Here is a 21,155-nt window from a genome sequence, read left to right on the forward strand (position 1 = left end):
ACTCTGTGCGAGTCCGCGGCTTTCGTGAGCCTGGTGGTCCTTCGACCCCTCTATGGGGTCGGCAGGAGCCTTCTCACTTGATGCGCGGACAGCGCATTCGTGTAGTTGTGGACGGCATCGATGACCGGCAGCACGGTGGGCTGCTCGTTGCGCAGTTCGGCGCCGATCAGTGCGCTGCCGCCTCGCAGGGCGGTGCCGCGCTCGCGTCCCTTGAAGCCGACCGGCTTCCGGACAGAGCTCTGCCACATCGCTTGAGCGGCGGCAGACGTGCAGAGGCCCTCGGTCAACGGGAGGCCGAGCGCGCGCGAAGTCAGTGAGAGCTTCACAACGGTCACCTCCGACATAGAGAGCTCTGCGTAGAGAGCTAGTAGTAGTTCTTCTTCCCCAGACGGGTCCTCCGGACCCGGCATGAGCAGGTTATGACCCTGTCCCACAGGCTCGCAACCTATTTAACGAAACTTGTCCCGATCAGGTGGCGGAGTACCCGACACCGGCCCGGACCAGCCCCAACACGTCGTCACCGAACTTGTCGAGCTTCGAGGCGCCGATGCCCGAGATCGCGACCAGTCCGGCCGAATCCGTGGGTCGCTGCTCGGCGATCGCCATCAGGGTCGCGTCGGTGAAGACGACGTACGCGGGCACCTTCAGCTCCCGCGCGCGTCCCGCACGCCACTGACGGAGGGTCTCCAGCAGCTCTTCGTCCACATCGGACGGGCAGGACCTGCATCGGCCGAGCTTGACGGCCTGCGCCTCGACCAGCGTCGACGCGCACACCCGGCAGGTCGGCTTCTCCTTCTTCATGAGAGGTGGCCTGGCCGCTCCGGCAGATACCCGCGCGGCCGGGTGGTTCTCGGGCACCAGGTTGTAGAGGAAGCGGGACCGGCGGCGGTACTTGCGTCCACCGGCGGCGCGCGCCAACGCCCACGACAGCCAGATGTGCTCACGCGCGCGCGTGACACCTACGTAGAGAAGACGTCGTTCTTCTTCGATCTTCGCGTCGTCGCCGTCGGCGTACTGGATCGGCATGGTGCCCTCGACCAGGCCGACGAGGAACACGGCGTCCCACTCGAGGCCCTTCGACGCATGCAGCGACGCCAGCGTCACGCCTTCGACCGTCGGCGGGTGCTGCGCCTCGGCCCGCATGTCCAGCTCGACGCAGAACCGCGGCAGGTCGGCCTCGGGAGACGCGGCGGCGAACTCCTCGGCCAGCTCGACCAGAGCGAGCAACGACTCCCAACGCTCTCGCGCGCTGCCACCGGTCGGCGGCTCGTCGGTGAGGCCGACGCGGTGCAGCGCGGACCGCACCACCTCGGGCAGGCTGCCGGACACCTCGCCCGCCGAGCGCAGCGTGATCATCGCCTGGCGCACCTCGGCGCGCTCGAAGAAGCGCTCACCGCCGCGCACCAGGTACGGGATGCCGAGCGACGCGAGCGCCTGCTCGTACACCTCGGACTGGGCGTTGACGCGGTAGAGGATCGCGATCTCGGACGCGGCGACGCCCTCGTCGAGCAGCGTCTTGACGCGCCCGGCGACGGCGTCGGCCTCGGCAGGTTCGTCGTCGAACTCGTGGAACCGCGGCTTCGGCCCTTCCGGCCGCTGCCCGATGAGGTTCAGCCGCGAGCCCGCCGGACGGCCGCGCGCCCACTTGATCACGTCGTTGGCCAGCTCCACGACCTGCGGCGTCGACCGGTAGTCGCGTTCGAGCCGGACGACGACAGCCTCGGGGAACCGGCGGCCGAAGTTCAGCAACGGCTGCGGCGAGGCGCCCGCGAAGGAGTAGATGGTCTGGTTCGCGTCACCGACCACCGTCAGGTCGTCGCGCGCGCCCAGCCACGAGTCGAGCACGCGCTGCTGCAACGGCGTCACGTCCTGGTACTCGTCCACGACGAAGCAGCGGTAGCGGTCGCGGAACTCCTGGGCGACCTCGGCGTTGTCCTCCAGCGCGCCCGCCGTGTAGAGCAGCAGGTCGTCGAAGTCGAGGAGCTGTGCCTCGTTCTTGAGCTCCTCGTAGGTCCGGTAGAGCTTCATGATCTGCTCGGCGGGCGCCGGGATGTCCCGCGCGGCACGAGACGCGGCGGCCGGGTAGTCCTCCGGCGCGAGCAGCGACGCCTTCGCCCACTCGATCTCGCTGGTCAGGTCCCTCAGCGCGTCCGACTCGGTCGGCATGCCCAGCCGGGTCGCGGCGCGGGCGACGACGCGGATCTTCTGGTCGACCAGCTCCCAGCGCGGACCACCGATGACGCGCGGCCAGAAGTACCGCAACTGGCGTGATGCGGCGGCGTGGAACGTCACGGCCTGTGCGCCGTGCACGTCGAGAGAACGCAAACGCGTGCGCATCTCCCCCGCGGCACGCTTGGTGAACGTCACGGCCAGGACCTGCGTCGGAGCGACATGACCACGTTGGCAGAGGTAGGCAATGCGGTGCGTGATGGTGCGCGTCTTGCCGGTACCGGCACCCGCGAGCACGCAGACCGGGCCGCGCGGAGCCTCGACCGCTGCGCGCTGTTCCGGATCGAGACCCTCCAGCAACGCGTCCATCCCGGCAGTCTCGCAGACGGCCGATGCGAGTCTGATACCACCGCGCCGTATCCTGTCCACATGGCTGGTAAGCAGGACAAGGCGGCGGCGAAGGAAGCGACGAAGGCTCGCCGCGCGGCTTCACGCGCACGGCGCAAGCAGATCTTCGAGGCGTTCAAGATGCAGCGCCGCGAGGACAAGGCGCTCGTGCCGATCATGCTGGGCGCGGTCCTGGGCGTCACCGCCATCGCCGTGGTCCTCGGCCTGGTCTTCGACGCGGTCTGGATGTTCGTGCCGCTGGGCGTCGCGATCGGCGCGCTGCTGGCCGTGATCATCTTCGGCCGCCGCGTCCAGAGCAACGTCTTCCGCAAGGCGGACGGCCAGCCGGGCGCGGGTGCCTGGGCCCTGGAGAACCTGCGCGGCCGCTGGCGCGTCACGCCCGCCGTCGCGAACACCACGCAGCTCGACGCCGTGCACCGCGTGCTCGGCCGTCCGGGCGTGGTCCTGGTCGCCGAGGGTGCCCCGCAGCGGGTGAAGCCGCTGCTCGCGCAGGAGAAGAAGCGCATCTCCCGCGTCGTCGGCGAGACCCCGATCTACGACTTCATCATCGGCACCGAAGAGGGCCAGGTCCCGCTGAAGAAGCTGCAGTCGACCCTGATGAAGCTGCCGCGCAACATCACGGCCGCCCAGGTCGACACCCTGGAGACCCGCCTCGCCGCGCTGGCCAGCCGCGGTCCGGCCCTGCCCAAGGGCCCGATGCCGGCGGGCGCCAAGATGCGCAACGTCCAGCGCGCGATGCGCCGCCGCTGACCTGCTGAGCCACCGAGCACCAGCTCCCACCACGTGAAAGGGCCCGCCGCACATCCCGTGCGGCGGGCCCTTTCACGTGCGAGGACGTTCTGAACCCGGCTAGCGGACCTTGATGACCACGGTGCCCGCGGCCTTGTCGTGCAGGCAGCGCCCGTCCGAGTCCCAGACCAGCGCCGGGATCAGCGGGAAGATGAGGACGGTGCGCAGCAGCGCGCGCGGCAGGTGCACGAACTGCTTGCCGTCGATCCGCGCCACCCGCAGGCCGAGCAACGCGTGACCGGGCGTGAACCCGAAGAACGCGACGGCGACGGTGGTGATGACGAACCAGGCGAGCAAGCTCCAGTTCTTCGGTAGGTCGGGCTGCGTGAACAGCGCCGCGACCCCGGCCGAGAGCAGGAAGTCGACGAGGATGGCGAACGTGCGCCGCCCGATCGAGGCGATGGAGCCCGGCCCGTCCTTGGGGAAGCCGTGCCGCTCGCCGCGCCAGCGCTGTTGCGTGCCGTCGTTCGAGCCTTCACCCGGAGACAGCACTGAGTCGGGTCCTGACAGCCACGAACCGGTCCACCTGCTCACCCCACCAGAGTAAAGCCGTGCTCAACGGGTGAGCACGTCCAGGTCGCCTTGCCCCTTCGGACCGCCCCGTTAACACTGGCGAAACATCCGAGTGACGGACGGGCAACACCGCCCGCATACGGTCGCTCGTGATGACAAGCCGTTGTCCATAGTCAAGGAGTCGACGAGGGTGTTCAAGAATTCCGACGAGGTGCTGAAGTTCATCACCGACGAGGGCGTCAAGTTCGTCGACGTGCGGTTCAGCGACCTGCCCGGTGTGATGCAGCACTTCACGCTGCCGGCCAAGGCGTTCGACGCTGACGCCATCGAAGAGGGTCTCGCCTTCGACGGCTCCTCCGTGCGCGGCTTCCAGTCGATCCACGAGTCGGACATGCTCCTGCTGCCCGACCTCTTCACCGCGCGCCTCGACCCGTTCCGGATCGAGAAGACGCTGATCGTCAACTTCTTCGTGCACGACCCGTTCACGCGTGAGGCGTACAGCCGCGACCCGCGCAACATCGCGCGCAAGGCCGAGCAGTACATCACCGACTCGGGCATCGCCGACACCGCGTACTTCGGTGCCGAGGCCGAGTTCTACATCTTCGACTCGGTCCAGTTCGACACGACCGCCAACTCCGCGTTCCACAAGATCGACGCGGTCTCCGGCTGGTGGAACACCGGCCGTGAGGAAGAGGGCGGCAACCTCGGCTACAAGGTCAAGTACAAGGGTGGCTACTTCCCCGTCACCCCGAACGACCACTACGCCGACCTGCGCGACCAGATGGTCCTCAACATGGAGGCCCAGGGCTTCACCGTCGAGCGCGCGCACCACGAGGTGGGCACCGGCGGCCAGGCCGAGATCAACTACAAGTTCAACACGCTGCTGCACGCCGCGGACGACCTGATGCTGTTCAAGTACATCATCAAGAACACCGCCTGGCAGGCCGGCAAGTCCGTCACCTTCATGCCGAAGCCGCTGTTCGGCGACAACGGCTCAGGCATGCACACGCACCAGTCGCTGTGGAAGGACGGCCAGCCGCTGTTCCACGACGAGAGCGGCTACGCGGGCCTGTCCGACACCGCCCGCCACTACATCGGCGGCATCCTGCACCACGCGCCGTCGCTGCTGGCCTTCACCAACCCGACGGTCAACTCGTACCACCGCCTGGTGCCGGGCTACGAGGCCCCGGTCTCGCTGGTCTACTCCCAGCGCAACCGCTCGGCGTGCATCCGCATCCCGATCACGGGCAACAACCCGAAGGCCAAGCGCGTCGAGTTCCGCTGCCCCGACTCCTCGGGCAACCCGTACCTCGCGTTCTCCGCGATGGTCATGGCGGGCCTCGACGGCGTGAAGAACAAGATGGAGCCGCCGGCCCCGATCGACAAGGACCTCTACGAGCTCCCGCCCGAGGAGGCCCGCGACGTCAAGCAGGTCCCCGCGACGCTGGACGCCGTGCTGGACAACCTCGAGGCGGACCACGAGTTCCTGCTCGAGGGCGGCGTGTTCACGCCGGACGTCATCGACACCTGGATCTCGTACAAGCGCGAGCAGGAGATCGACCCGCTGCGTCTGCGCCCGAACCCCTACGAGTTCGCGCTCTACTACGACGTGTGATCGGTTGAGCTTCACCTGGAAGGCCCGGCAGGACTCCTGCCGGGCCTTCCGGCTGTCTAGGCGCTGTCCTGTAAGTCTGTCCGGTGGCAGGCGCGGGTGAGCGAGCCGGAGGCGGTGCCGCCGCGATGCCCTCATACCGGAGGTATTCGGGCGTCGTGGCGGTGCCGCCTCCGGGTCCCTCGGCCGCTACTGCCGCCCGACGGACTTACAGGACAGGGCCTAGGCCCCCAACAGCGTCGCCTTCGACGAGACGCCGTTGATCCCCTCGCTCACCCGCACGTTCGACACGAGCACGTCCGCCTCGCCGCCGGTCGGCAGTTTGATGCGCGCCTCGCCGCCGGTCAGCTCCTCCGCGGCCGAGCCGGCACCGGACAGCTGCCACATGCCGGCGTCGTTCACCGTCTCGATCAGGTCGACCCGGTCCAGCTCGACCGCGTTGCCGTCGGAGTAGACGAGGCGGGCCGGGCCGGAGTAGCTGAACATCGCGGTTCTCCCTGTGAGGTCGGCGTCGACATGTACACGGACGCGGTACCGCCTCCCGTTCAAATGAGAACCGCAGTGCCGCTCAACGAGATCGCGTCGATCCGAAAAGGACTGAGATCACGTCGGCGCGCTCACCGCGCTGCGAGCTTCGAGCGAACCTCCATCAGGGCCTCGCCGAGCAGGTTGAGGCCGAGCCACTGCGACGGATCCGACGCACGCGGGTCGGTCGCCACGAGGCCGATGCCCCACACGCGGTCCTGCGGGCTGGCCTCGACCAGCACGCGGGAACCCGTGCCCAGCAAGTAGGTGCGCAGCGCCGGGTCCTGGCCGAACTTGGCCAGGTTGGCGGCGACGACGATCTCCATGCGCGCGGAAACCCACGCGGCATCGGAAAAACCAGCTACCTGACGCCCCAGAGACTTGGCCTCGGCCGGAGTCCGTGCCGCGAGCACGCGACGAGCGATGTCGGCGTCGTCGAACAGCAACGCCTTGCGCCACATCATGTAGTGCTCGGCGGACGTGAACGTTTCGCCGTCCGCCTCGAAGGTGCACGGCCACCACTGCGACAGGCATCCCTTGCCGATGCCGCCGTCGCGTTCGGGCTGGTGTCCCCAGAAGAACAGGTACTTCATGGCCCGGAGACTAGGCGTCCTAGCGCAGCGAGTCCTCGGGATTTTCGTCCGGCTCCGGCATCTCCGGTTCGCGCCAGGCCTCCGAGCGCGTCGGGCCGTTGGCACGCAGCTCGTTCTCGATCTCCTTCTTCAGGAGGTCGTCCTTCGCGAAGCCGTGTTGGTCACTTCCGCGTTGAGTCATGCCCTGGGCGTACCCAGGTCATGTCGGAAAATCACTTCGGCAGCGGGATTCCGGTGACCGTGATCGCCGCGCCGGTCGGGGCGAACTGGCCGGAGATCGACGAGAACGTCAGGGTGAGTGACTTCACATTCGCGCCGAGCTTCTCGTCGAGCACGACGGTGCCCGAGGCGGTGGTGCCCTGGATGACGGGGCCTTCCCACTTGCTGCTCGACGCCGCGTAGGTGCGGTTCAGATCGTCCAGGACCGCGATGCCGACGACGGGGAGGGTCATGCGGGCCTGGGAGGCGTTCGTGGCCGTCACGAAGAGCTTGACGCGGCTGTTCGCCACCTCGACGCGGGTGACCTCTATGGTCAGCATGCCGCGCTGCTGCTTGAACGAACCCGTGCCGACCTTCACCTCGGCCGACGGCTCTGTCGTTTCCAGTGCACCGTCAGGGGTTTCGACGACGTTCGTCGTGGTCGTACCGGTCGGGTTGGGCTGAGCGGCCGAGTTCTCACCGCTCAGTGCGAACTGGATGACACCCAGTAGCGCGAGCACACCAACGGCAACACCCGCGATCGTGACCGCGGTCTTCGTTCCGCGCGTGACGCGACGATGCTGCATGACTTCCTTCGTTGGACCCCGGGATGCCCACAGCTCCCCCTCTGGGCGCGCCTAGTCTCATCTCGATTGGGTGAAACGTCAATGCGCTAGTGTCCGCGCGTGTCTCAAGATGTCGCCGAATTCACGGCTCCGCAGCTGCTCACCACTCACATCTTCGACTCCGCTGGAGACGCACTCGAAGCGGTTCAGGCCGCTGACGTGCTCGACCTCGGTGTCCGCGTCTACAACCGGCTCGTGCCCGACGTCGACGACGCGGAAGCGTTGGAGGAGGAGTGGGTGGTCGAGGTCTACACCAGCGCTCCGGCCGTGGACCCCGAATCCGACGAGGACTGAGCAGTTCCAGAACTGGGGGCACCCCACCAGGAGTGCCCCCAAACCTGAAGAAATACCTGAAGATTTCAGACGGTCAGCACAACTTTTCCGCGCACATGGCCACCTTCGAGCAGCTTGTGCGCCTTAACGGCCTCTGCCAAGGGAAAAGTCTGCTGCACCTCGACGTGCAACCGCCCCGCGGCGACCAGGTCCACCAGCCACTGCGTCTGCTCGGCGTTCGGCCGGGCCCAGGTGTTGACCACGCCGTTCTCCAACGCCCGCGGTCCGTCCACAATGGACGTCATGCGCGCCCGGTCGCGCACCAGTTGCAACGACTGGTCGAACGCGAGCCCGCCGGCGTTGTCGATCACCACGTCCACCTGGCCGTCGCCGCCGACGAGCTCCGCGACCGCGTCCACCAGCGCGTCTCCGTACGCGACGGGCTCGGCGCCGAGCGAGCGCACGAAGTCGTGGTTGCGCGGCGACGCGGTCCCGAGCACCCGCGCCGCGCCGAGTTCACGGGCGATCTGCACCTGGAGATGCCCGACACCACCCGCGGCCGCGTGCACCAGCACGACGTCCCCGGAACCGGTTCCGACCGCCTTCAACGCCTGCAACGCCGTCAGCCCCGCCAACGGCAGCGCCGCCGCCGACACGTTGTCCACGGTGGACGGTTTGCGCGCCACCAGCCGGTCCGGCAACGAGATCAACTCGGCGTAGGCACCGAACTGGACGTGGTCCTTGCGGGCGTAAGCGAGCACCTCGTCGCCGGGCTTCCAGTCCTGCACGCCGATGCCGACGGCCCGCACGACCCCGGAGACGTCCCAGCCGGGGATCAACGGCATGTGGTGCGGCATCAGTCCGCTCAGGTACCCGGCTCTGATCTTGAAGTCCACCGGGTTCACCCCGGCCGCCCGCACCTCCACCAGGACCTGGTCGGGCCCGAGCAACGGGTCGGGCAGCTCCTGCAACGACATGACCTCGGCATCGCCGAAGTGGGTCAACGCGATCGCTTTCACGGTTTCTCACCGTAGAAGACACGCTCCGCCACCGCACGCGCACGGCGGGTGGTCCTGCGGTACGACTCCAGGAACTCCCCCGGATCGCCGCCGAGTTCGTGCCCCATCACCGACGCCACCGCGACGAGATCACGCCCGGACGTCGGCAGTTGATCAGATGCCTTGCCCCGCACCAGCGTCACGGCGTTGCGCGCCTGCGTCGCCAGGTTCCACGCGGCGGTCAACGCCGTCGCGTCCTCCTCCGCCAGCAGCCCGGCCTCTACGGCGGCGGCCATCGCGGCCATTGTGGACGGTGTGCGCAACCCCGGCACCGCGCCGGAGTGCTGGAGCTGCAACAACTGCACGGTCCACTCGACGTCCGCGAGCCCGCCGCGGCCGAGCTTGGTGTGCGTGCTCGGGTCCGCGCCGCGCGGCAGCCGTTCCGCGTCGACCCGCGCCTTGATCCGCCGGATCTCCCGCACGGACGCCGCGTCGAGCCCGTCGGCCGGGTAGCGCAACGGGTCGATCAACGCCTCGAAGTCGGCACCCAGCGACGCGTCGCCCGCGATGAACCGGGCCCGCAGCAACGCCTGCTTCTCCCAGATCTCCGCCCACTGCCGGTAGTACGCGCGGTACGACTCGAGCGTCCGCACCAGCGGCCCCTGCCGGCCCTCCGGCCGCAGATCCGCGTCGACCTGCAACGGCGGGTCCTGCGACGGCGCCCCGAGCAGCCGCCGGATCTTCTCGACGACCCCGCTCGCCCACTTCACCGCGTCAGCGTCGGACACGCCCTCGTGCGGCCTGCACACGAACAGCACGTCCGCGTCCGACCCGTACCCGAGTTCGTGCCCGCCGAGCCGCCCCATGCCGATCACCGACAACGCGGCGACCGGCTCGCCGGACGCGCGCACCGCCGCGTCCAAAGCGCTTTGCAGCACCGAACTCCACACCTCGGACAGCGACACGCACACCGTCTCGAGCGGCATGAACCCGAGCAGGTCCGCGGCCGCGATGCGCAGCAACTCGTGACGTCGCAACGATCTCGCCGCCGCGATCGCCCGCCCCGGTTCGCCGTAGCGGGAAACGGCGCTGCGCAACGGTTTCCCGATCGCGTGCGGATCACCGCCGACCAGCGCCTCGGTGTCCGCGAGCAGCCGCAACACCTCCGGCGCGCGCACCAGCAGGTCCGGCACGAGCCGGGACGTGCCGAGCAGCACCGCGAGCCGTTCGACGACCGCGCCCTCGTCGCGCAGAAGCCGGAGGTACCAAGGGGTTTCCGCGAGCGCCTCGGACACCTTCCGGTACGCGAGCAGCCCGCCGTCCGGGTCGGGCGTGCCGGCGAACAGGTCCAGCAGCACCGGCAGCAACGCACCCTGGATGCGCGCCCGCCGGGACATCCCCTGCGTCAACGCCTGGATGTGCCGCAACGCGCCGTCCGGCGACGTGTACCCCAGCGCCGCCAGCCGAGCCACGGCTTCCTTGGTGGTGAGCCGCAACGCTTCCGTCGGCACCCCCGCGACCGACTGCAACAGCGGCCGGTAGAACAACTTCTCGTGCAGCCGCCGGACCTGGTTGGCGTGCCTGCGGAACTCCGCCAGCAGCACCTGGCCCTCGGACTTCCGCCCGTCCGCCGCCAGCCCCACCGACCGCGCCAGCCAGCGCAACGCCGCCACGTCGTCGTCGGCCGGGAACAGGTGCGTGCGCAGTAAACGCTGCAACTGGAGCCGGTGCTCCAACGTGCGCAGGAACCGGTACGAGCGCCCGAACTCCGCCGCGTCCTCACGCCCGACGTAGCCGCCCTGGCCCAACGCGGCCAACGCCGCCGTCGTCGCCTGGATGCGCAGGTCTTCGTCGGAACGCCCATGCACGAGCTGAAGCAGCTGCACGGCGAACTCGACGTCCCGCAACCCGCCGCGGCCGAGTTTCAACTCGCGGTCCGCGAGCCCGGACGGCACGTGGTCCTCGACCCGGCGCCGCATCGCCTGCACGTCCTCGACGAAGTTCTCGCGCTCGGCCGCCGTCCACACGTAGGGCCGCACGACGTCGAGGTACGCCTGCCCGAGCTCGGCGTCACCGGCGACCGGCCGTGCCTTCAGCAACGCCTGGAACTCCCAGGTCCGCGCCCACTTCTTGTAGTACGACGCGTGCCCGTCGAGCGTGCGGACGAGTGCGCCCGCCTTGCCCTCGGGACGCAACGCCGCGTCGACCTCGAAGCACGACTGACCGGCGATCTGCATCATCGTGCTGGCCAGCCGGGTCGCCACGGAGAGTTCGCCCTCGGCGACGAACACGACGTCGACGTCGCTCACGTAGTTCAGCTCGTTGGCGCCGCACTTGCCCATCGCGATCACCGCGAGTCGACAGCGATCAGCGCCGTTGACGCGTTCGGCCGCGAGCTTCAACGACGCCCGCAACGCCGACACGGCCAGTTCGGACAGTTGCTCGGCCACCGTGTCGTACGGCACGAACGGCAGGTCGGGCTCGACGACGTGCGCCAGGTCGTTGGCGGCCACGAGCAGCAGCTTCGCCCGGTACTCCGTGCGCAACACGTCGTCTTCGGCCAGCTCCAACGACACGTTGACGTCGTCGGTCAGCGAACGCCACCGGTCGGGGTTCACGACGAGGAAGTCGGCGAGCGCCGTGGACGAGCCGAGCACGGCGAGCAACCGCCCGCGCACCACCACGTCGTCGTGCAGCGCGGCCGAGAGGGCAGCCCAGTCGGCGACGTCGTGCAGACGTTCGAGGCCCCGCAGCGCGAGGTCGGGATCGGGGCAGCGGGACAGCGCGTGCAGCACGGCCTCGGCACCGTCGGAGGGCCTGCGGTCAGCCCACAGACCGAGGCCGCGCAGCACTTCCTCGCTGCGCGGCTCGGTGAGCCCGAACCGGGCTGGAGACGCGTGGCGGACAGGTTCGCTCATTGTGAGCCAACCCTATGCCCCGCAACGTCAGAAGACGATCAGAGACAACCCGTAGAGCACCACGGCGACGCACCCGGCGAAGCTCGCGTACGCGGGCACCTTCTTCTCGCCGGACAACGCGCGGATGCCGACGACGAACAGCGTCACGACCAGAACCGTGACCAGCAGCGTGGCGCCGAAGACCTGGACGAGCGCCATCCAGTCGACCTTCATGCCGCCACCTTGTGCAGTTCGGCCTGCGCGGCCACCTCGTCGACGATCTGCTCGGGCTTCACCGGTTCGCGGCGGGCCAGCAGCCAGATGCCGAGCGAGACGACGGAACCGATGACGGCGACGCCGACGATGCCGACCGTGCCGGTGGACGCCCACTTGCCGGCGAGCGCGCCGACGATGCCCGCGGCGGGCAGGGTGAGCAGCCAGCCGGCGGCCATCTTGCCCATGGTTCCCCACTTGACGCCGCGGCGGTCGCGGCCGAGACCGGAGCCCATGATGCCGCCGGACGCGACGTGCGTCGTGGACAGGGCGAAGCCGAGGTGCGAGGACGCCAGGATGGCCGTGGCGGTGGAGGTCTGCGCCGCGAAGCCCTGCGCCGGTTCGATGGTGGTGAGGCCGCGGCCCAGGGTGTGCGTGATGCGCCAGCCACCGAGGTACGTGCCGAGCGCGATCGCGAGACCGGCGCTGACGATCACCCAGGTGGGCGGGCCGGAGCCGGGCGCGAGCGAACCGGACGTGATCAGCGCGAGCGTGATGATGCCCATCGTCTTCTGCGCGTCGTTCGTGCCGTGCGCGAGGGAGACGAGCGAGGCGGACGCGACCTGGCCGACCTTGAAGCCGGTGTGCGCGGTGCGCGGGTCAGCTGCCTTCTTGAGGCGGTACACGATGATCGTGGCGATGGCCGCGACCAGGCCGGCGACGAGCGGCGCCACGATGGCGGGCACCAGGACCTTGTCGACAACCTTGGCGAAGTGGATGGCGTCCACACCGGACGAGACCCAGGCGGCACCGATCAGGCCGCCGAACAACGCGTGCGACGAACTCGACGGCAGCCCCGCGTACCAGGTCACGAGGTTCCACATGATCGCGCCGACCAACCCGCCGAAGATGATCGCGGGCGTGATCTTGGCGTCGTCCACGATGCCGCCGGAGATGGTCTTGGCCACCTCGACCGAGAGGAACGCGCCGACGAGGTTGAGCACCGCCGACAGCGCGACCGCCGTTCTGGGCTTCAGGGCGCCAGTGGCGATGGAGGTGGCCATGGCGTTGGCCGTGTCGTGGAATCCGTTGGTGAAATCGAAGATGAGAGCAGTGACGACGACGATGATCACTACAAGTGCGGGATCCACACTGATCCTCCGGCTGGATCGAACAAGCTGTCCAGGAGGTTACGGTACCGCCAACGGAGGATGTCTTAAAACCTACGAAAGTAACGTCACACCAACGGAAGTTGTGTGCCGAAACCTCCTGCGGGCGACAGTTCTCCCCGAACGAGTTTGGCGAATCTGGCCACGAACGGCTGCCACACCTCTTCGATGTCGCGGTGCGCCTGCTCGAGGAACTCCTGGTCGAAGTGGTGAGCCCGCGCACAGGCCGCCGATTCAGGGTCCTTGGCAGCCCAGTTCAAGACGATTTCCGGCGTCGTCTCGATGTGGAACTGAAGGCCGTAAGCGCTCTCCCCGACCCGAAACGCCTGATTCGGATATTTGGGAGATGCCGCGAGGTGTTCCGCGCCGGGCGGCAGCAGGTGCACCTCGTCGTTGTGGAACTGCAGGACGTCCGGGGTGAACGGCAGGTCCACGAACAACGGGTCCATGCCCGCCGCGTCCCGCTTCGCCACGAGCAGCACGCCGACCTCCGGCCCTTGTGGACCCTTGCGCACCTGACCACCCGTGGCGGCCGCGAGCAGCTGCGCGCCGAGGCAGATCGCGAGCGTCGGCAGCTTCTTCGCGACCGCGCTGGACAGCAGCCGGCGGGCGTCCGCGAGCCACGGGTGGTCGAGGTCGTCGAGCGCGCCCATCTCCCCGCCGAGGCAGATCACGCCGTCGTAGCCGTCGAGGTTCGCCGGCGCGGGCTGGTCCTTGAGCGGCACGAGGTCGAGTTCGACGCCCTCGGCGTCGAGCCAGTCCCCGAGCTTGGCCAGCGGGTCTGACTGCGAGGGCTGCAGGACGAGCAGGCGCGGTGCGTTCACGCATTTGAGCCTAGGTGCACGGTGGTCAGCAGTGACACGCGACCTTGGTTACCACCGCGCCGTCGAGCTGGTCGGACTCGACCGGGTAGCCCGCGTCCCGCCAGGCCGTGATGCCGCCGGAGAGCCGCTTCACCCGGTAGCCGCGCTGGGCGAGCGCGAGGGCTCCCTTGGTGGCGGCGTTGCACTGGAAGCTCTCGCAGTAGCAGACGTAGACGAGGTCCGGATCGAGGTCGAGGGTCTCCGGGAGGTCGCGGTAGGGCAGGTTGATCGCGCCGGGGATGCGGGCCTGGGCGAACGCCTCGGGCGCGCGCGTCTCCACCAGGACGTAGCCGGTGACGGTGCCGTCCTGCAGGTCGCGGTGCACGTCGTCGGGGTCGGCCTCGAACGCGAGCTCGGCGGCGAAGTGGGCAGCCGCGGTGCGCGGGTCGGCGGCGGGGAAGCGCAGTGCGTTCGTCATGCCGTTGATCCTGCTTGGCTGGTCGTGCCGCGGACATGTCGAAGTCCAGGCGTTCGGGCCGTTCTTCCTATGATTTCCAGGTGGAACTCGACGCGGTGGACTGGAAGATCCTGTCGTTGCTCCAGCAGGACGGGCGGATGTCGTTCACGGAACTGGGCCGGCAGGTGTCGTTGTCCGCGCCCGCTGTGACCGAACGCGTGCGTCGGCTGGAGTCCCTCGGGGTGATCACCGGGTTCACCGCGGTGGTGTCGCCGGCCCGGCTGGGGTTGCCGATCGAGTCGATCGTGCGGGTGCGGGTGCGGTCGCTGGACACGCCGCGGTTCCGTTCGCAGGTGCTGGTGCTGCCGCAGATCCTCGACGCGGACCACGTGACCGGCGACGACTGCTGGCTGCTGCGGGTCGTCTGCCGGTCGATGGTGGAGTTGGAGGAACTCGTCGAGGTGATGCAGCGGTACGGCGACACGACGACGTCACTGGTGTTCTCGTCGCACGTGCGCAACCGAGCGCTGGCACCGGAGCTGTTCGACTAGCTCTGCCACCACAACTCGGACCAGTCTTCGACCGGCTCGTAGCCGATGCGCTGGTAGATCGAGTTCGAGACCGGGTTGCTCAGGTCGGTGAAGAGCAGGACGGCGATGGCGCCCCGGTCGAGGGCCCACTGCGTGACGGCGGCGGTGGCTGCGGCGCCGTAGCCGTGCCGGCGGTGCTCGGGTGGGGTGTAGACGGGACCGACCCTCGTCATGCCGGCTTCCGGGAGGCTGCCCGCGGCCCAGGCGACGGGGGTGCCGTCGATCTCCCAGAGGAGGTGGCCGCTGCCGAGTTTGAGGGAGCCGCGCATGGCTTCGGTCGTGCCCTCGTTCGGCGCCTCGGGGACGGCCTCGATCAGGAACTCCCTGCGCCAGGCGCCGAGGAGGTCGACGTCGTCCTCGGTGGCGAGGCGGCCGGTGCCGGGGACGGTCGGCGGGGCGAGCGTGCCGAGTCGGTAGAGGCGGGTGGCGAGGGATTCGCGGTAGTTCTTGCCGGTGGCTGTGGCGAACGCCTCAGCTCTGTCCTTCGGTCCGGTGACGCCGGGACCGTCCGGGTCGATGTCGTTGATGATCTGCACGGCCAGTTCGGCCGCGGCCGGGGGCAGGTCGGCCACCTGGAACGGCCACGGTGGGGTGCGGACCAGGGAGCCGATCACGTTTCCGTTGTCGTGGAAGGTGATCAGGGTCGGCGGGAGTTCGGCCGGCAGACGTCGGATGCGGTTGAGCGACGTCAGTGCGACGGTGTTCCTGACCGGATCGGCGGTCAGCCGTTCGTGGGTGGCGGCGTCGAACGACGCCAGGTCTGGGTGCACAACCGCGTCCATGGCTTCCATCAGACCAGTGGAGGCAAGCGAAATAGTCCGAACATGCCAGAAGACCCCTGAGGGGAGCACCCGAAGTGCTCGACCCTCAAGGGTCTTCTGGAATTAATGTTCGGCGACGACCTACTCTCCCACACCGTAACCAGTGCAGTACCATCGGCGCAGAAGGGCTTAACTACCGGGTTCGGAATGGGACCGGGTGTTTCCCCAACGCTATTATCACCGAAACTCTATGGAATTTTACCTGCGGCGATCGGTTGCCGCTCGGTTCTTCCAGAACCGCACAGTGGATGCGTAGCGTCTTTGTAACAAGTCCTCGGCCTATTAGTACCAGTCAGCTCCAACCGTTACCGGTCTTCCACCTCTGGCCTATCAACCCAGTGGTCTAGCTGGGGGCCTTAACTCACGAAGAGTGGGATACCTCATCTTGGAACGAGCTTCCCGCTTAGATGCCTTCAGCGGTTATCCCTTCCGAACGTAGCCAACCAGCAATGCTCTTGGCAGAACAACTGGCACACCAGCGGTCCGTCCGTCCCGGTCCTCTCGTACTAGGGACAGCCTTCCTCAAGTATCCTACGCGCGCGGCGGATAGGGACCGAACTGTCTCACGACGTTCTAAACCCAGCTCGCGTACCGCTTTAATGGGCGAACAGCCCAACCCTTGGGACCTACTCCAGCCCCAGGATGCGACGAGCCGACATCGAGGTGCCAAACCATCCCGTCGATATGGACTCTTGGGGAAGATCAGCCTGTTATCCCCGGGGTACCTTTTATCCGTTGAGCGACCACGCTTCCACAAGCCATGGCCGGATCACTAGTTCCGACTTTCGTCCCTGCTCGACCCGTCAGTCTCACAGTCAAGCTCCCTTGTGCACTTGCACTCAACACCTGATTGCCAACCAGGCTGAGGGAACCTTTGAGCGCCTCCGTTACTCTTTGGGAGGCAACCGCCCCAGTTAAACTACCCACCAGGCACTGTCCCTGATCCGGATCACGGACCGAGGTTAGACATCCAATACGACCAGAGTGGTATTTCAACGATGACTCCACAACCACTGGCGTGGCCGCTTCACAGTCTCCCACCTATCCTACACAAGCCGAATCGAACACCAATACCAAGCTATAGTAAAGGTCCCGGGGTCTTTCCGTCCTGCCGCGCGTAACGAGCATCTTTACTCGTAATGCAATTTCGCCGGGCCTGCGGTTGAGACAGTCGAGAAGTCGTTACGCCATTCGTGCAGGTCGGAACTTACCCGACAAGGAATTTCGCTACCTTAGGATGGTTATAGTTACCACCGCCGTTTACTGGCGCTTAAGTTCTCAGCTTCGCCACCGAAGTGACTAACCGGTCCCCTTAACGTTCCAGCACCGGGCAGGCGTCAGTCCATATACATCGTCTTGCGACTTCGCATGGACCTGTGTTTTTAGTAAACAGTCGCTTCTCGCTGGTCTCTGCGGCCGTCTCGCCCTAGCCTGCAAGAGGCTTCAAGCGCTACGGCCCCCCTTCTCCCGAAGTTACGGGGGCATTTTGCCGAGTTCCTTAACCACAGTTCGCCCGATCGCCTTGGTATTCTCTACCTGACCACCTGTGTCGGTTTGGGGTACGGGCCGCGTGAAAGCTCGCTAGAGGCTTTTCTCGGCAGCATGGGATCACTCTACTTCGCCTCAATCGGCTACGCATCACGTCTCAGGATATATGCCTGGCGGATTTGCCTACCAGACTCCCTACACGCTTGCACCAGTACTACCACTCACTGGCGGAGCTACCCTCCTGCGTCACCCCATCGCTTGACTACTACAAGTTCAGGTCCCGCGCTCCACTGACTTCTAGCTCCCGAAGGAGTTTCGAAGGGCTTCGGGCGGTTAGTATCACAAGGTTCATCATGGGCGCGTTCACACGGGTACGGGAATATCAACCCGTTGTCCATCGACTACGCCTGTCGGCCTCGCCTTAGGTCCCGACTTACCCTGGGCGGATTAGCCTGGCCCAGGAACCCTTGGTCATCCGGCGGACGAGTTTCTCACTCGTCTTTCGCTACTCATGCCTGCATTCTCACTCGCATAGCGTCCACGGCTGGATTACTCCGCCGCTTCAACCGCTACACGACGCTCCCCTACCCATCCCGAGACAAGCTCGGAATGACACAGCTTCGGTGGTGTGCTTAAGCCCCGCTACATTGTCGGCGCAGGACCACTTGACCAGTGAGCTATTACGCACTCTTTAAAGGGTGGCTGCTTCTAAGCCAACCTCCTGGCTGTCTGTGCGACCCCACATCCTTTCCCACTTAGCACACACTTAGGGACCTTAGCTGGCGTTCTGGGCTGTTTCCCTCTCGACTACGAAGCTTATCCCCCGCAGTCTCACTGCCGCGCTCTAACACACCGGTATTCGGAGTTTGGTTGATTTCGGTAAGCTTGTGGGCCCCCTAGACCATCCAGTGCTCTACCCCCGGTGAGAAACACACGACGCTGCACCTAAATGCATTTCGGGGAGAACCAGCTATCACGGTGTTTGATTGGCCTTTCACCCCTAACCACAGCTCATCCCCCAGGTTTTCAACCCTGGTGGGTTCGGGCCTCCACGCGGTCTTACCCGCGCTTCACCCTGGCCATGGCTAGATCACACCGCTTCGGGTCTAGACCACGCGACTCAAGCGCCCTATTCAGACTCGCTTTCGCTACGGCTACCCCACACGGGTTAACCTCGCCACGTAGCACTAACTCGCAGGCTCATTCTTCAAAAGGCACGCCGTCACCCCTAAAGGCTCCGACGGATTGTAGGCACACGGTTTCAGGTACTATTTCACTCCCCTCCCGGGGTACTTTTCATCTTTCCCTCACGGTACTAGTCCGCTATCGGTCACCAGGGAGTATTTAGGCTTAGCGGGTGGTCCCGCCAGATTCACAGCGAATTTCACGAGTACGCTGCTACTTGGGAACACTCTAAACAGCCATCGGGTTTTCGAGTACGGGAGTTTCACCCTCTACGCTCACGCTTTCCAGACGTATTCCTCTAACCACAATGGTTTTTGACTGTTCGCTAGTCCGGCAGAACTAGCCAAGAGGTCCCACGACCCCGCGAATGCAACCCCTGCCGGGTATCACACAGACGCGGTTTAGCCTCATCCGCTTTCGCTCGCCACTACTCACGGAATCACGGTTGTTTTCTCTTCCTGCGGGTACTGAGATGTTTCACTTCCCCGCGTTCCCTCCACATACCCTATGTGTTCAGGTATGGGTGACCCCACATGACTGGGGCCGGGTTTCCCCATTCGGACATTCTAGGATCTCAGCTCGGTTGACAGCTCCCCTAGACTTTTCGCAGTCTCCTACGTCCTTCATCGGCTCCTGGTGCCAAGACATCCACCGTATGCCCTTACTAACTTGCTACAAAGATGCTCGCATCCACTGTGCAGTTCTCAAAGAACGAACGGTCATCATCTCTTCTGTGCTGCTCGCCTGCTGGCCTTGAAGGCCGGCGGTTCGAGCGCTGAGATGACCCGATCACTGAAAGACACGAAGAGCGTGTTCTCTCAGGACCCAACAGCGTACCGATCTGTTCATCCAGCCCTCCCGACACCTTTCCACGCTCCGAAGAGCAGTACTCACTGTCGTGACAACCGAACGTCTAGCCAGCCAGCATCCACTAATGAGCCCACCCAGCATCGAGGCTGGTGTGGTTCTGACCGATGCTCGGAACGTTTGCCCAAGATCATCGGTAGATGCTCCTTAGAAAGGAGGTGATCCAGCCGCACCTTCCGGTACGGCTACCTTGTTACGACTTCGTCCCAATCGCCAGTCCCACCTTCGACCGCTCTCCCCCTTGCGGGTTGAGCCACGGGCTTCGGGTGTTACCGACTTTCGTGACGTGACGGGCGGTGTGTACAAGGCCCGGGAACGTATTCACCGCAGCGTTGCTGATCTGCGATTACTAGCGACTCCGACTTCACGGGGTCGAGTTGCAGACCCCGATCCGAACTGAGACCGGCTTTATGGGATTCGCTCCACCTCACGGCTTAGCAGCCCTTTGTACCGGCCATTGTAGCATGTGTGAAGCCCTGGACATAAGGGGCATGATGACTTGACGTCATCCCCACCTTCCTCCGAGTTGACCCCGGCAGTCTCCCATGAGTCCCCACCATTACGTGCTGGCAACATGGAACGAGGGTTGCGCTCGTTGCGGGACTTAACCCAACATCTCACGACACGAGCTGACGACAGCCATGCACCACCTGTACACCGGCCACAAGGGGGCCAATATCTCTACTGGTTTCCAGTGCATGTCAAGCCCAGGTAAGGTTCTTCGCGTTGCATCGAATTAATCCACATGCTCCGCCGCTTGTGCGGGCCCCCGTCAATTCCTTTGAGTTTTAGCCTTGCGGCCGTACTCCCCAGGCGGGGTGCTTAATGCGTTAGCTGCGGCACAGAGGGCGTGGAAGCCCCCCACACCTAGCACCCACCGTTTACGGCGTGGACTACCAGGGTATCTAATCCTGTTCGCTCCCCACGCTTTCGCTCCTCAGCGTCAGTATCGGCCCAGAGACCCGCCTTCGCCACCGGTGTTCCTCCTGATATCTGCGCATTTCACCGCTACACCAGGAATTCCAGTCTCCCCTGCCGAACTCAAGTCTGCCCGTATCGACCGCAAGCTTGGAGTTAAGCCCCAAGTTTTCACGGCCGACGCGACAAACCGCCTACGAGCTCTTTACGCCCAATAATTCCGGACAACGCTCGCACCCTACGTATTACCGCGGCTGCTGGCACGTAGTTAGCCGGTGCTTCTTCTGCAGGTACCGTCACTTGCGCTTCGTCCCTGCTGAAAGAGGTTTACAACCCGAAGGCCGTCATCCCTCACGCGGCGTCGCTGCATCAGGCTTTCGCCCATTGTGCAATATTCCCCACTGCTGCCTCCCGTAGGAGTCTGGGCCGTGTCTCAGTCCCAGTGTGGCCGGTCACCCTCTCAGGCCGGCTACCCGTCGTCGCCTTGGTAGGCCATTACCCCACCAACAAGCTGATAGGCCGCGGGTCCATCCCATACCGCCGGAACTTTCCACCTTCAATCATGCGATCGAAGGTCGTATCCGGTATTAGACCTCGTTTCCAAGGCTTATCCCAGAGTACAGGGCAGGTTACCCACGTGTTACTCACCCGTTCGCCGCTCGTGTACCCCGAAGGGCCTTACCGCTCGACTTGCATGTGTTAAGCACGCCGCCAGCGTTCGTCCTGAGCCAGGATCAAACTCTCCAATAAGGATTGTGTTTGATCGCTCCAGACGGAATATGTCTGGCATCAATCTAGTCTTGCCTCAAAGGAACTACCTCGACGAGGAGGTAATTCATATATTACTGGCTGTGTTTCGGCACGCTGTTGAGTTCTCAAAGAACACGCGCTCACCGGTTCCAGTCTCCGTTTCCGGAGGCTTTCTCTCGGGGCTTGTGTTGAAAGCTTAGCTCGTTCGTTTTCGCTTTGTCAAATCGGCCGTTTCGGCTTCTTCTTCGCGGCGCAAACTCGCTTCGCATTCAGTTTTTGCTTGGTTCAGAAGT

18 protein-coding genes and 3 rRNA genes are annotated in these 21,155 nt (G+C 65.6%); 4 read left to right on the plus strand and 17 right to left on the minus strand.

The features are described 5' to 3' along the window. Positions 1–50 precede the first annotated feature (50 nt). On the minus strand, positions 51–326 hold the full coding sequence (locus tag JNUCC0626_RS27405; protein WP_394613636.1) for a hypothetical protein: 276 nt from the start codon (positions 324–326) through the stop codon (positions 51–53). 142 nt (positions 327–468) lie between these two features. Beyond that, positions 469–2,538, minus strand: a complete 2,070-nt coding sequence (locus tag JNUCC0626_RS27410; protein WP_394613637.1) for an ATP-dependent DNA helicase UvrD2 — start codon at positions 2,536–2,538, stop codon at positions 469–471. A 60-nt stretch (positions 2,539–2,598) separates the two neighbouring features. Between JNUCC0626_RS27410 and JNUCC0626_RS27415 the strand changes: the two genes are divergently transcribed. After that, positions 2,599–3,327, plus strand: coding sequence for a DUF4191 domain-containing protein (locus JNUCC0626_RS27415; protein ID WP_394613638.1), 729 nt, complete (start codon positions 2,599–2,601; stop codon positions 3,325–3,327). Between the two features lie 99 nt (positions 3,328–3,426). On the opposite strand, the gene JNUCC0626_RS27420 is transcribed toward JNUCC0626_RS27415, so the two are convergent. Next, complete coding sequence (locus JNUCC0626_RS27420) at positions 3,427–3,900, minus strand: RDD family protein (protein ID WP_394613639.1); 474 nt, start codon at positions 3,898–3,900, stop codon at positions 3,427–3,429. Between the two features lie 169 nt (positions 3,901–4,069). On the opposite strand from JNUCC0626_RS27420, the gene glnA reads away from it, so the two are divergent. Next, positions 4,070–5,494: a type I glutamate--ammonia ligase gene (glnA, locus tag JNUCC0626_RS27425; protein ID WP_394613640.1), complete on the plus strand. Its 1,425-nt coding sequence runs from the start codon at positions 4,070–4,072 to the stop codon at positions 5,492–5,494. A 219-nt stretch (positions 5,495–5,713) separates the two neighbouring features. Here glnA and JNUCC0626_RS27430 read toward each other — a convergent pair whose 3' ends face one another. The 4 genes from JNUCC0626_RS27430 to JNUCC0626_RS27445 form a co-directional block, all read right to left on the minus strand. Beyond that, positions 5,714–5,977 (minus strand): hypothetical protein, encoded by a 264-nt coding sequence (locus tag JNUCC0626_RS27430; protein ID WP_394613641.1) that lies wholly within the window; start codon positions 5,975–5,977, stop codon positions 5,714–5,716. A gap of 131 nt (positions 5,978–6,108) precedes the next feature. Further along, complete coding sequence (locus JNUCC0626_RS27435; protein WP_394613642.1) at positions 6,109–6,609, minus strand: NADAR family protein; 501 nt, start codon at positions 6,607–6,609, stop codon at positions 6,109–6,111. A gap of 19 nt (positions 6,610–6,628) precedes the next feature. Then, positions 6,629–6,790: a hypothetical protein gene (locus JNUCC0626_RS27440; protein WP_394613643.1), complete on the minus strand. Its 162-nt coding sequence runs from the start codon at positions 6,788–6,790 to the stop codon at positions 6,629–6,631. Positions 6,791–6,821: 31 nt separating this feature from the next. Further along, positions 6,822–7,394 (minus strand): hypothetical protein, encoded by a 573-nt coding sequence (locus JNUCC0626_RS27445; protein ID WP_394613644.1) that lies wholly within the window; start codon positions 7,392–7,394, stop codon positions 6,822–6,824. A gap of 99 nt (positions 7,395–7,493) precedes the next feature. Here JNUCC0626_RS27445 and JNUCC0626_RS27450 point away from each other — a divergent pair, with 99 nt between their 5' ends. Next, complete coding sequence (locus JNUCC0626_RS27450) at positions 7,494–7,727, plus strand: hypothetical protein (protein WP_394613645.1); 234 nt, start codon at positions 7,494–7,496, stop codon at positions 7,725–7,727. A 65-nt stretch (positions 7,728–7,792) separates the two neighbouring features. On the opposite strand, the gene JNUCC0626_RS27455 is transcribed toward JNUCC0626_RS27450, so the two are convergent. The 6 genes from JNUCC0626_RS27455 to JNUCC0626_RS27480 all read right to left on the minus strand — a co-directional run bounded on the left by JNUCC0626_RS27455 (position 7,793) and on the right by JNUCC0626_RS27480 (position 14,264). Beyond that, a complete protein-coding gene (locus JNUCC0626_RS27455; RefSeq protein WP_394613646.1) occupies positions 7,793–8,725 on the minus strand; it encodes an NADP-dependent oxidoreductase in 933 nt (310 codons plus the stop codon). Beyond that, positions 8,722–11,622 carry a bifunctional [glutamine synthetase] adenylyltransferase/[glutamine synthetase]-adenylyl-L-tyrosine phosphorylase gene (locus JNUCC0626_RS27460; protein ID WP_394613647.1) on the minus strand — a complete coding sequence of 967 codons (2,901 nt, stop codon included), beginning with the start codon at positions 11,620–11,622 and terminating at the stop codon, positions 8,722–8,724. Before JNUCC0626_RS27460 ends, JNUCC0626_RS27455 begins: the two co-directional genes overlap by 4 nt. Before the next feature lie 27 nt (positions 11,623–11,649). Beyond that, positions 11,650–11,835, minus strand: a complete 186-nt coding sequence (locus JNUCC0626_RS27465; RefSeq protein WP_285637663.1) for a hypothetical protein — start codon at positions 11,833–11,835, stop codon at positions 11,650–11,652. Beyond that, positions 11,832–12,965 (minus strand): inorganic phosphate transporter, encoded by a 1,134-nt coding sequence (locus tag JNUCC0626_RS27470; protein ID WP_394613648.1) that lies wholly within the window; start codon positions 12,963–12,965, stop codon positions 11,832–11,834. The genes JNUCC0626_RS27465 and JNUCC0626_RS27470 overlap by 4 nt, the downstream gene beginning before the upstream one ends. Positions 12,966–13,051: 86 nt before the next feature. Continuing rightward, positions 13,052–13,807, minus strand: a complete 756-nt coding sequence (locus JNUCC0626_RS27475; protein WP_394613649.1) for a type 1 glutamine amidotransferase — start codon at positions 13,805–13,807, stop codon at positions 13,052–13,054. 25 nt (positions 13,808–13,832) lie between these two features. Next, positions 13,833–14,264, minus strand: coding sequence for a rhodanese-like domain-containing protein (locus JNUCC0626_RS27480; protein WP_394613650.1), 432 nt, complete (start codon positions 14,262–14,264; stop codon positions 13,833–13,835). An 80-nt stretch (positions 14,265–14,344) separates the two neighbouring features. On the opposite strand from JNUCC0626_RS27480, the gene JNUCC0626_RS27485 reads away from it, so the two are divergent. Beyond that, positions 14,345–14,794, plus strand: a complete 450-nt coding sequence (locus tag JNUCC0626_RS27485) for an Lrp/AsnC family transcriptional regulator (protein ID WP_394613651.1) — start codon at positions 14,345–14,347, stop codon at positions 14,792–14,794. Here JNUCC0626_RS27485 and JNUCC0626_RS27490 read toward each other — a convergent pair. From JNUCC0626_RS27490 to JNUCC0626_RS27505, 4 genes are all read right to left on the minus strand, one after another. Beyond that, positions 14,791–15,615 (minus strand): GNAT family N-acetyltransferase, encoded by an 825-nt coding sequence (locus JNUCC0626_RS27490; protein WP_394613652.1) that lies wholly within the window; start codon positions 15,613–15,615, stop codon positions 14,791–14,793. The genes JNUCC0626_RS27485 and JNUCC0626_RS27490 overlap by 4 nt on opposite strands. Before the next feature lie 107 nt (positions 15,616–15,722). Beyond that, a 5S ribosomal RNA gene (gene rrf / locus JNUCC0626_RS27495) occupies positions 15,723–15,839 on the minus strand. Positions 15,840–15,916: 77 nt separating this feature from the next. After that, a 23S ribosomal RNA gene (locus tag JNUCC0626_RS27500) occupies positions 15,917–19,002 on the minus strand. Positions 19,003–19,345: 343 nt separating this feature from the next. Then, a 16S ribosomal RNA gene (locus JNUCC0626_RS27505) occupies positions 19,346–20,862 on the minus strand. The 16S, 23S and 5S rRNA genes sit together here, the layout of an rRNA operon. Positions 20,863–21,155 lie beyond the last annotated feature (293 nt).

The sequence above is a fragment of the Lentzea sp. JNUCC 0626 genome (assembly GCF_043632865.1).
Lineage (GTDB): Bacteria > Actinomycetota > Actinomycetes > Mycobacteriales > Pseudonocardiaceae > Lentzea.

Excerpts from the sequence above, each read along its gene's own strand:
- JNUCC0626_RS27410 (WP_394613637.1), bottom strand. The coding sequence starts at position 2,538 with ATGGACGCGTTGCTGGAGGGTCTCGATCCGGAACAGCGCGCAGCGGTC.
- JNUCC0626_RS27415 (WP_394613638.1), top strand. The coding sequence starts at position 2,599 with ATGGCTGGTAAGCAGGACAAGGCGGCGGCGAAGGAAGCGACGAAGGCT.
- JNUCC0626_RS27430 (WP_394613641.1), bottom strand. The coding sequence starts at position 5,977 with ATGTTCAGCTACTCCGGCCCGGCCCGCCTCGTCTACTCCGACGGCAAC.
- JNUCC0626_RS27435 (WP_394613642.1), bottom strand. The coding sequence starts at position 6,609 with ATGAAGTACCTGTTCTTCTGGGGACACCAGCCCGAACGCGACGGCGGC.
- JNUCC0626_RS27440 (WP_394613643.1), bottom strand. The coding sequence starts at position 6,790 with ATGACTCAACGCGGAAGTGACCAACACGGCTTCGCGAAGGACGACCTC.
- JNUCC0626_RS27445 (WP_394613644.1), bottom strand. The coding sequence starts at position 7,394 with ATGCAGCATCGTCGCGTCACGCGCGGAACGAAGACCGCGGTCACGATC.
- JNUCC0626_RS27460 (WP_394613647.1), bottom strand. The coding sequence starts at position 11,622 with ATGAGCGAACCTGTCCGCCACGCGTCTCCAGCCCGGTTCGGGCTCACC.
- JNUCC0626_RS27465 (WP_285637663.1), bottom strand. The coding sequence starts at position 11,835 with ATGAAGGTCGACTGGATGGCGCTCGTCCAGGTCTTCGGCGCCACGCTG.
- JNUCC0626_RS27480 (WP_394613650.1), bottom strand. The coding sequence starts at position 14,264 with ATGACGAACGCACTGCGCTTCCCCGCCGCCGACCCGCGCACCGCGGCT.
- JNUCC0626_RS27490 (WP_394613652.1), bottom strand. The coding sequence starts at position 15,615 with ATGGACGCGGTTGTGCACCCAGACCTGGCGTCGTTCGACGCCGCCACC.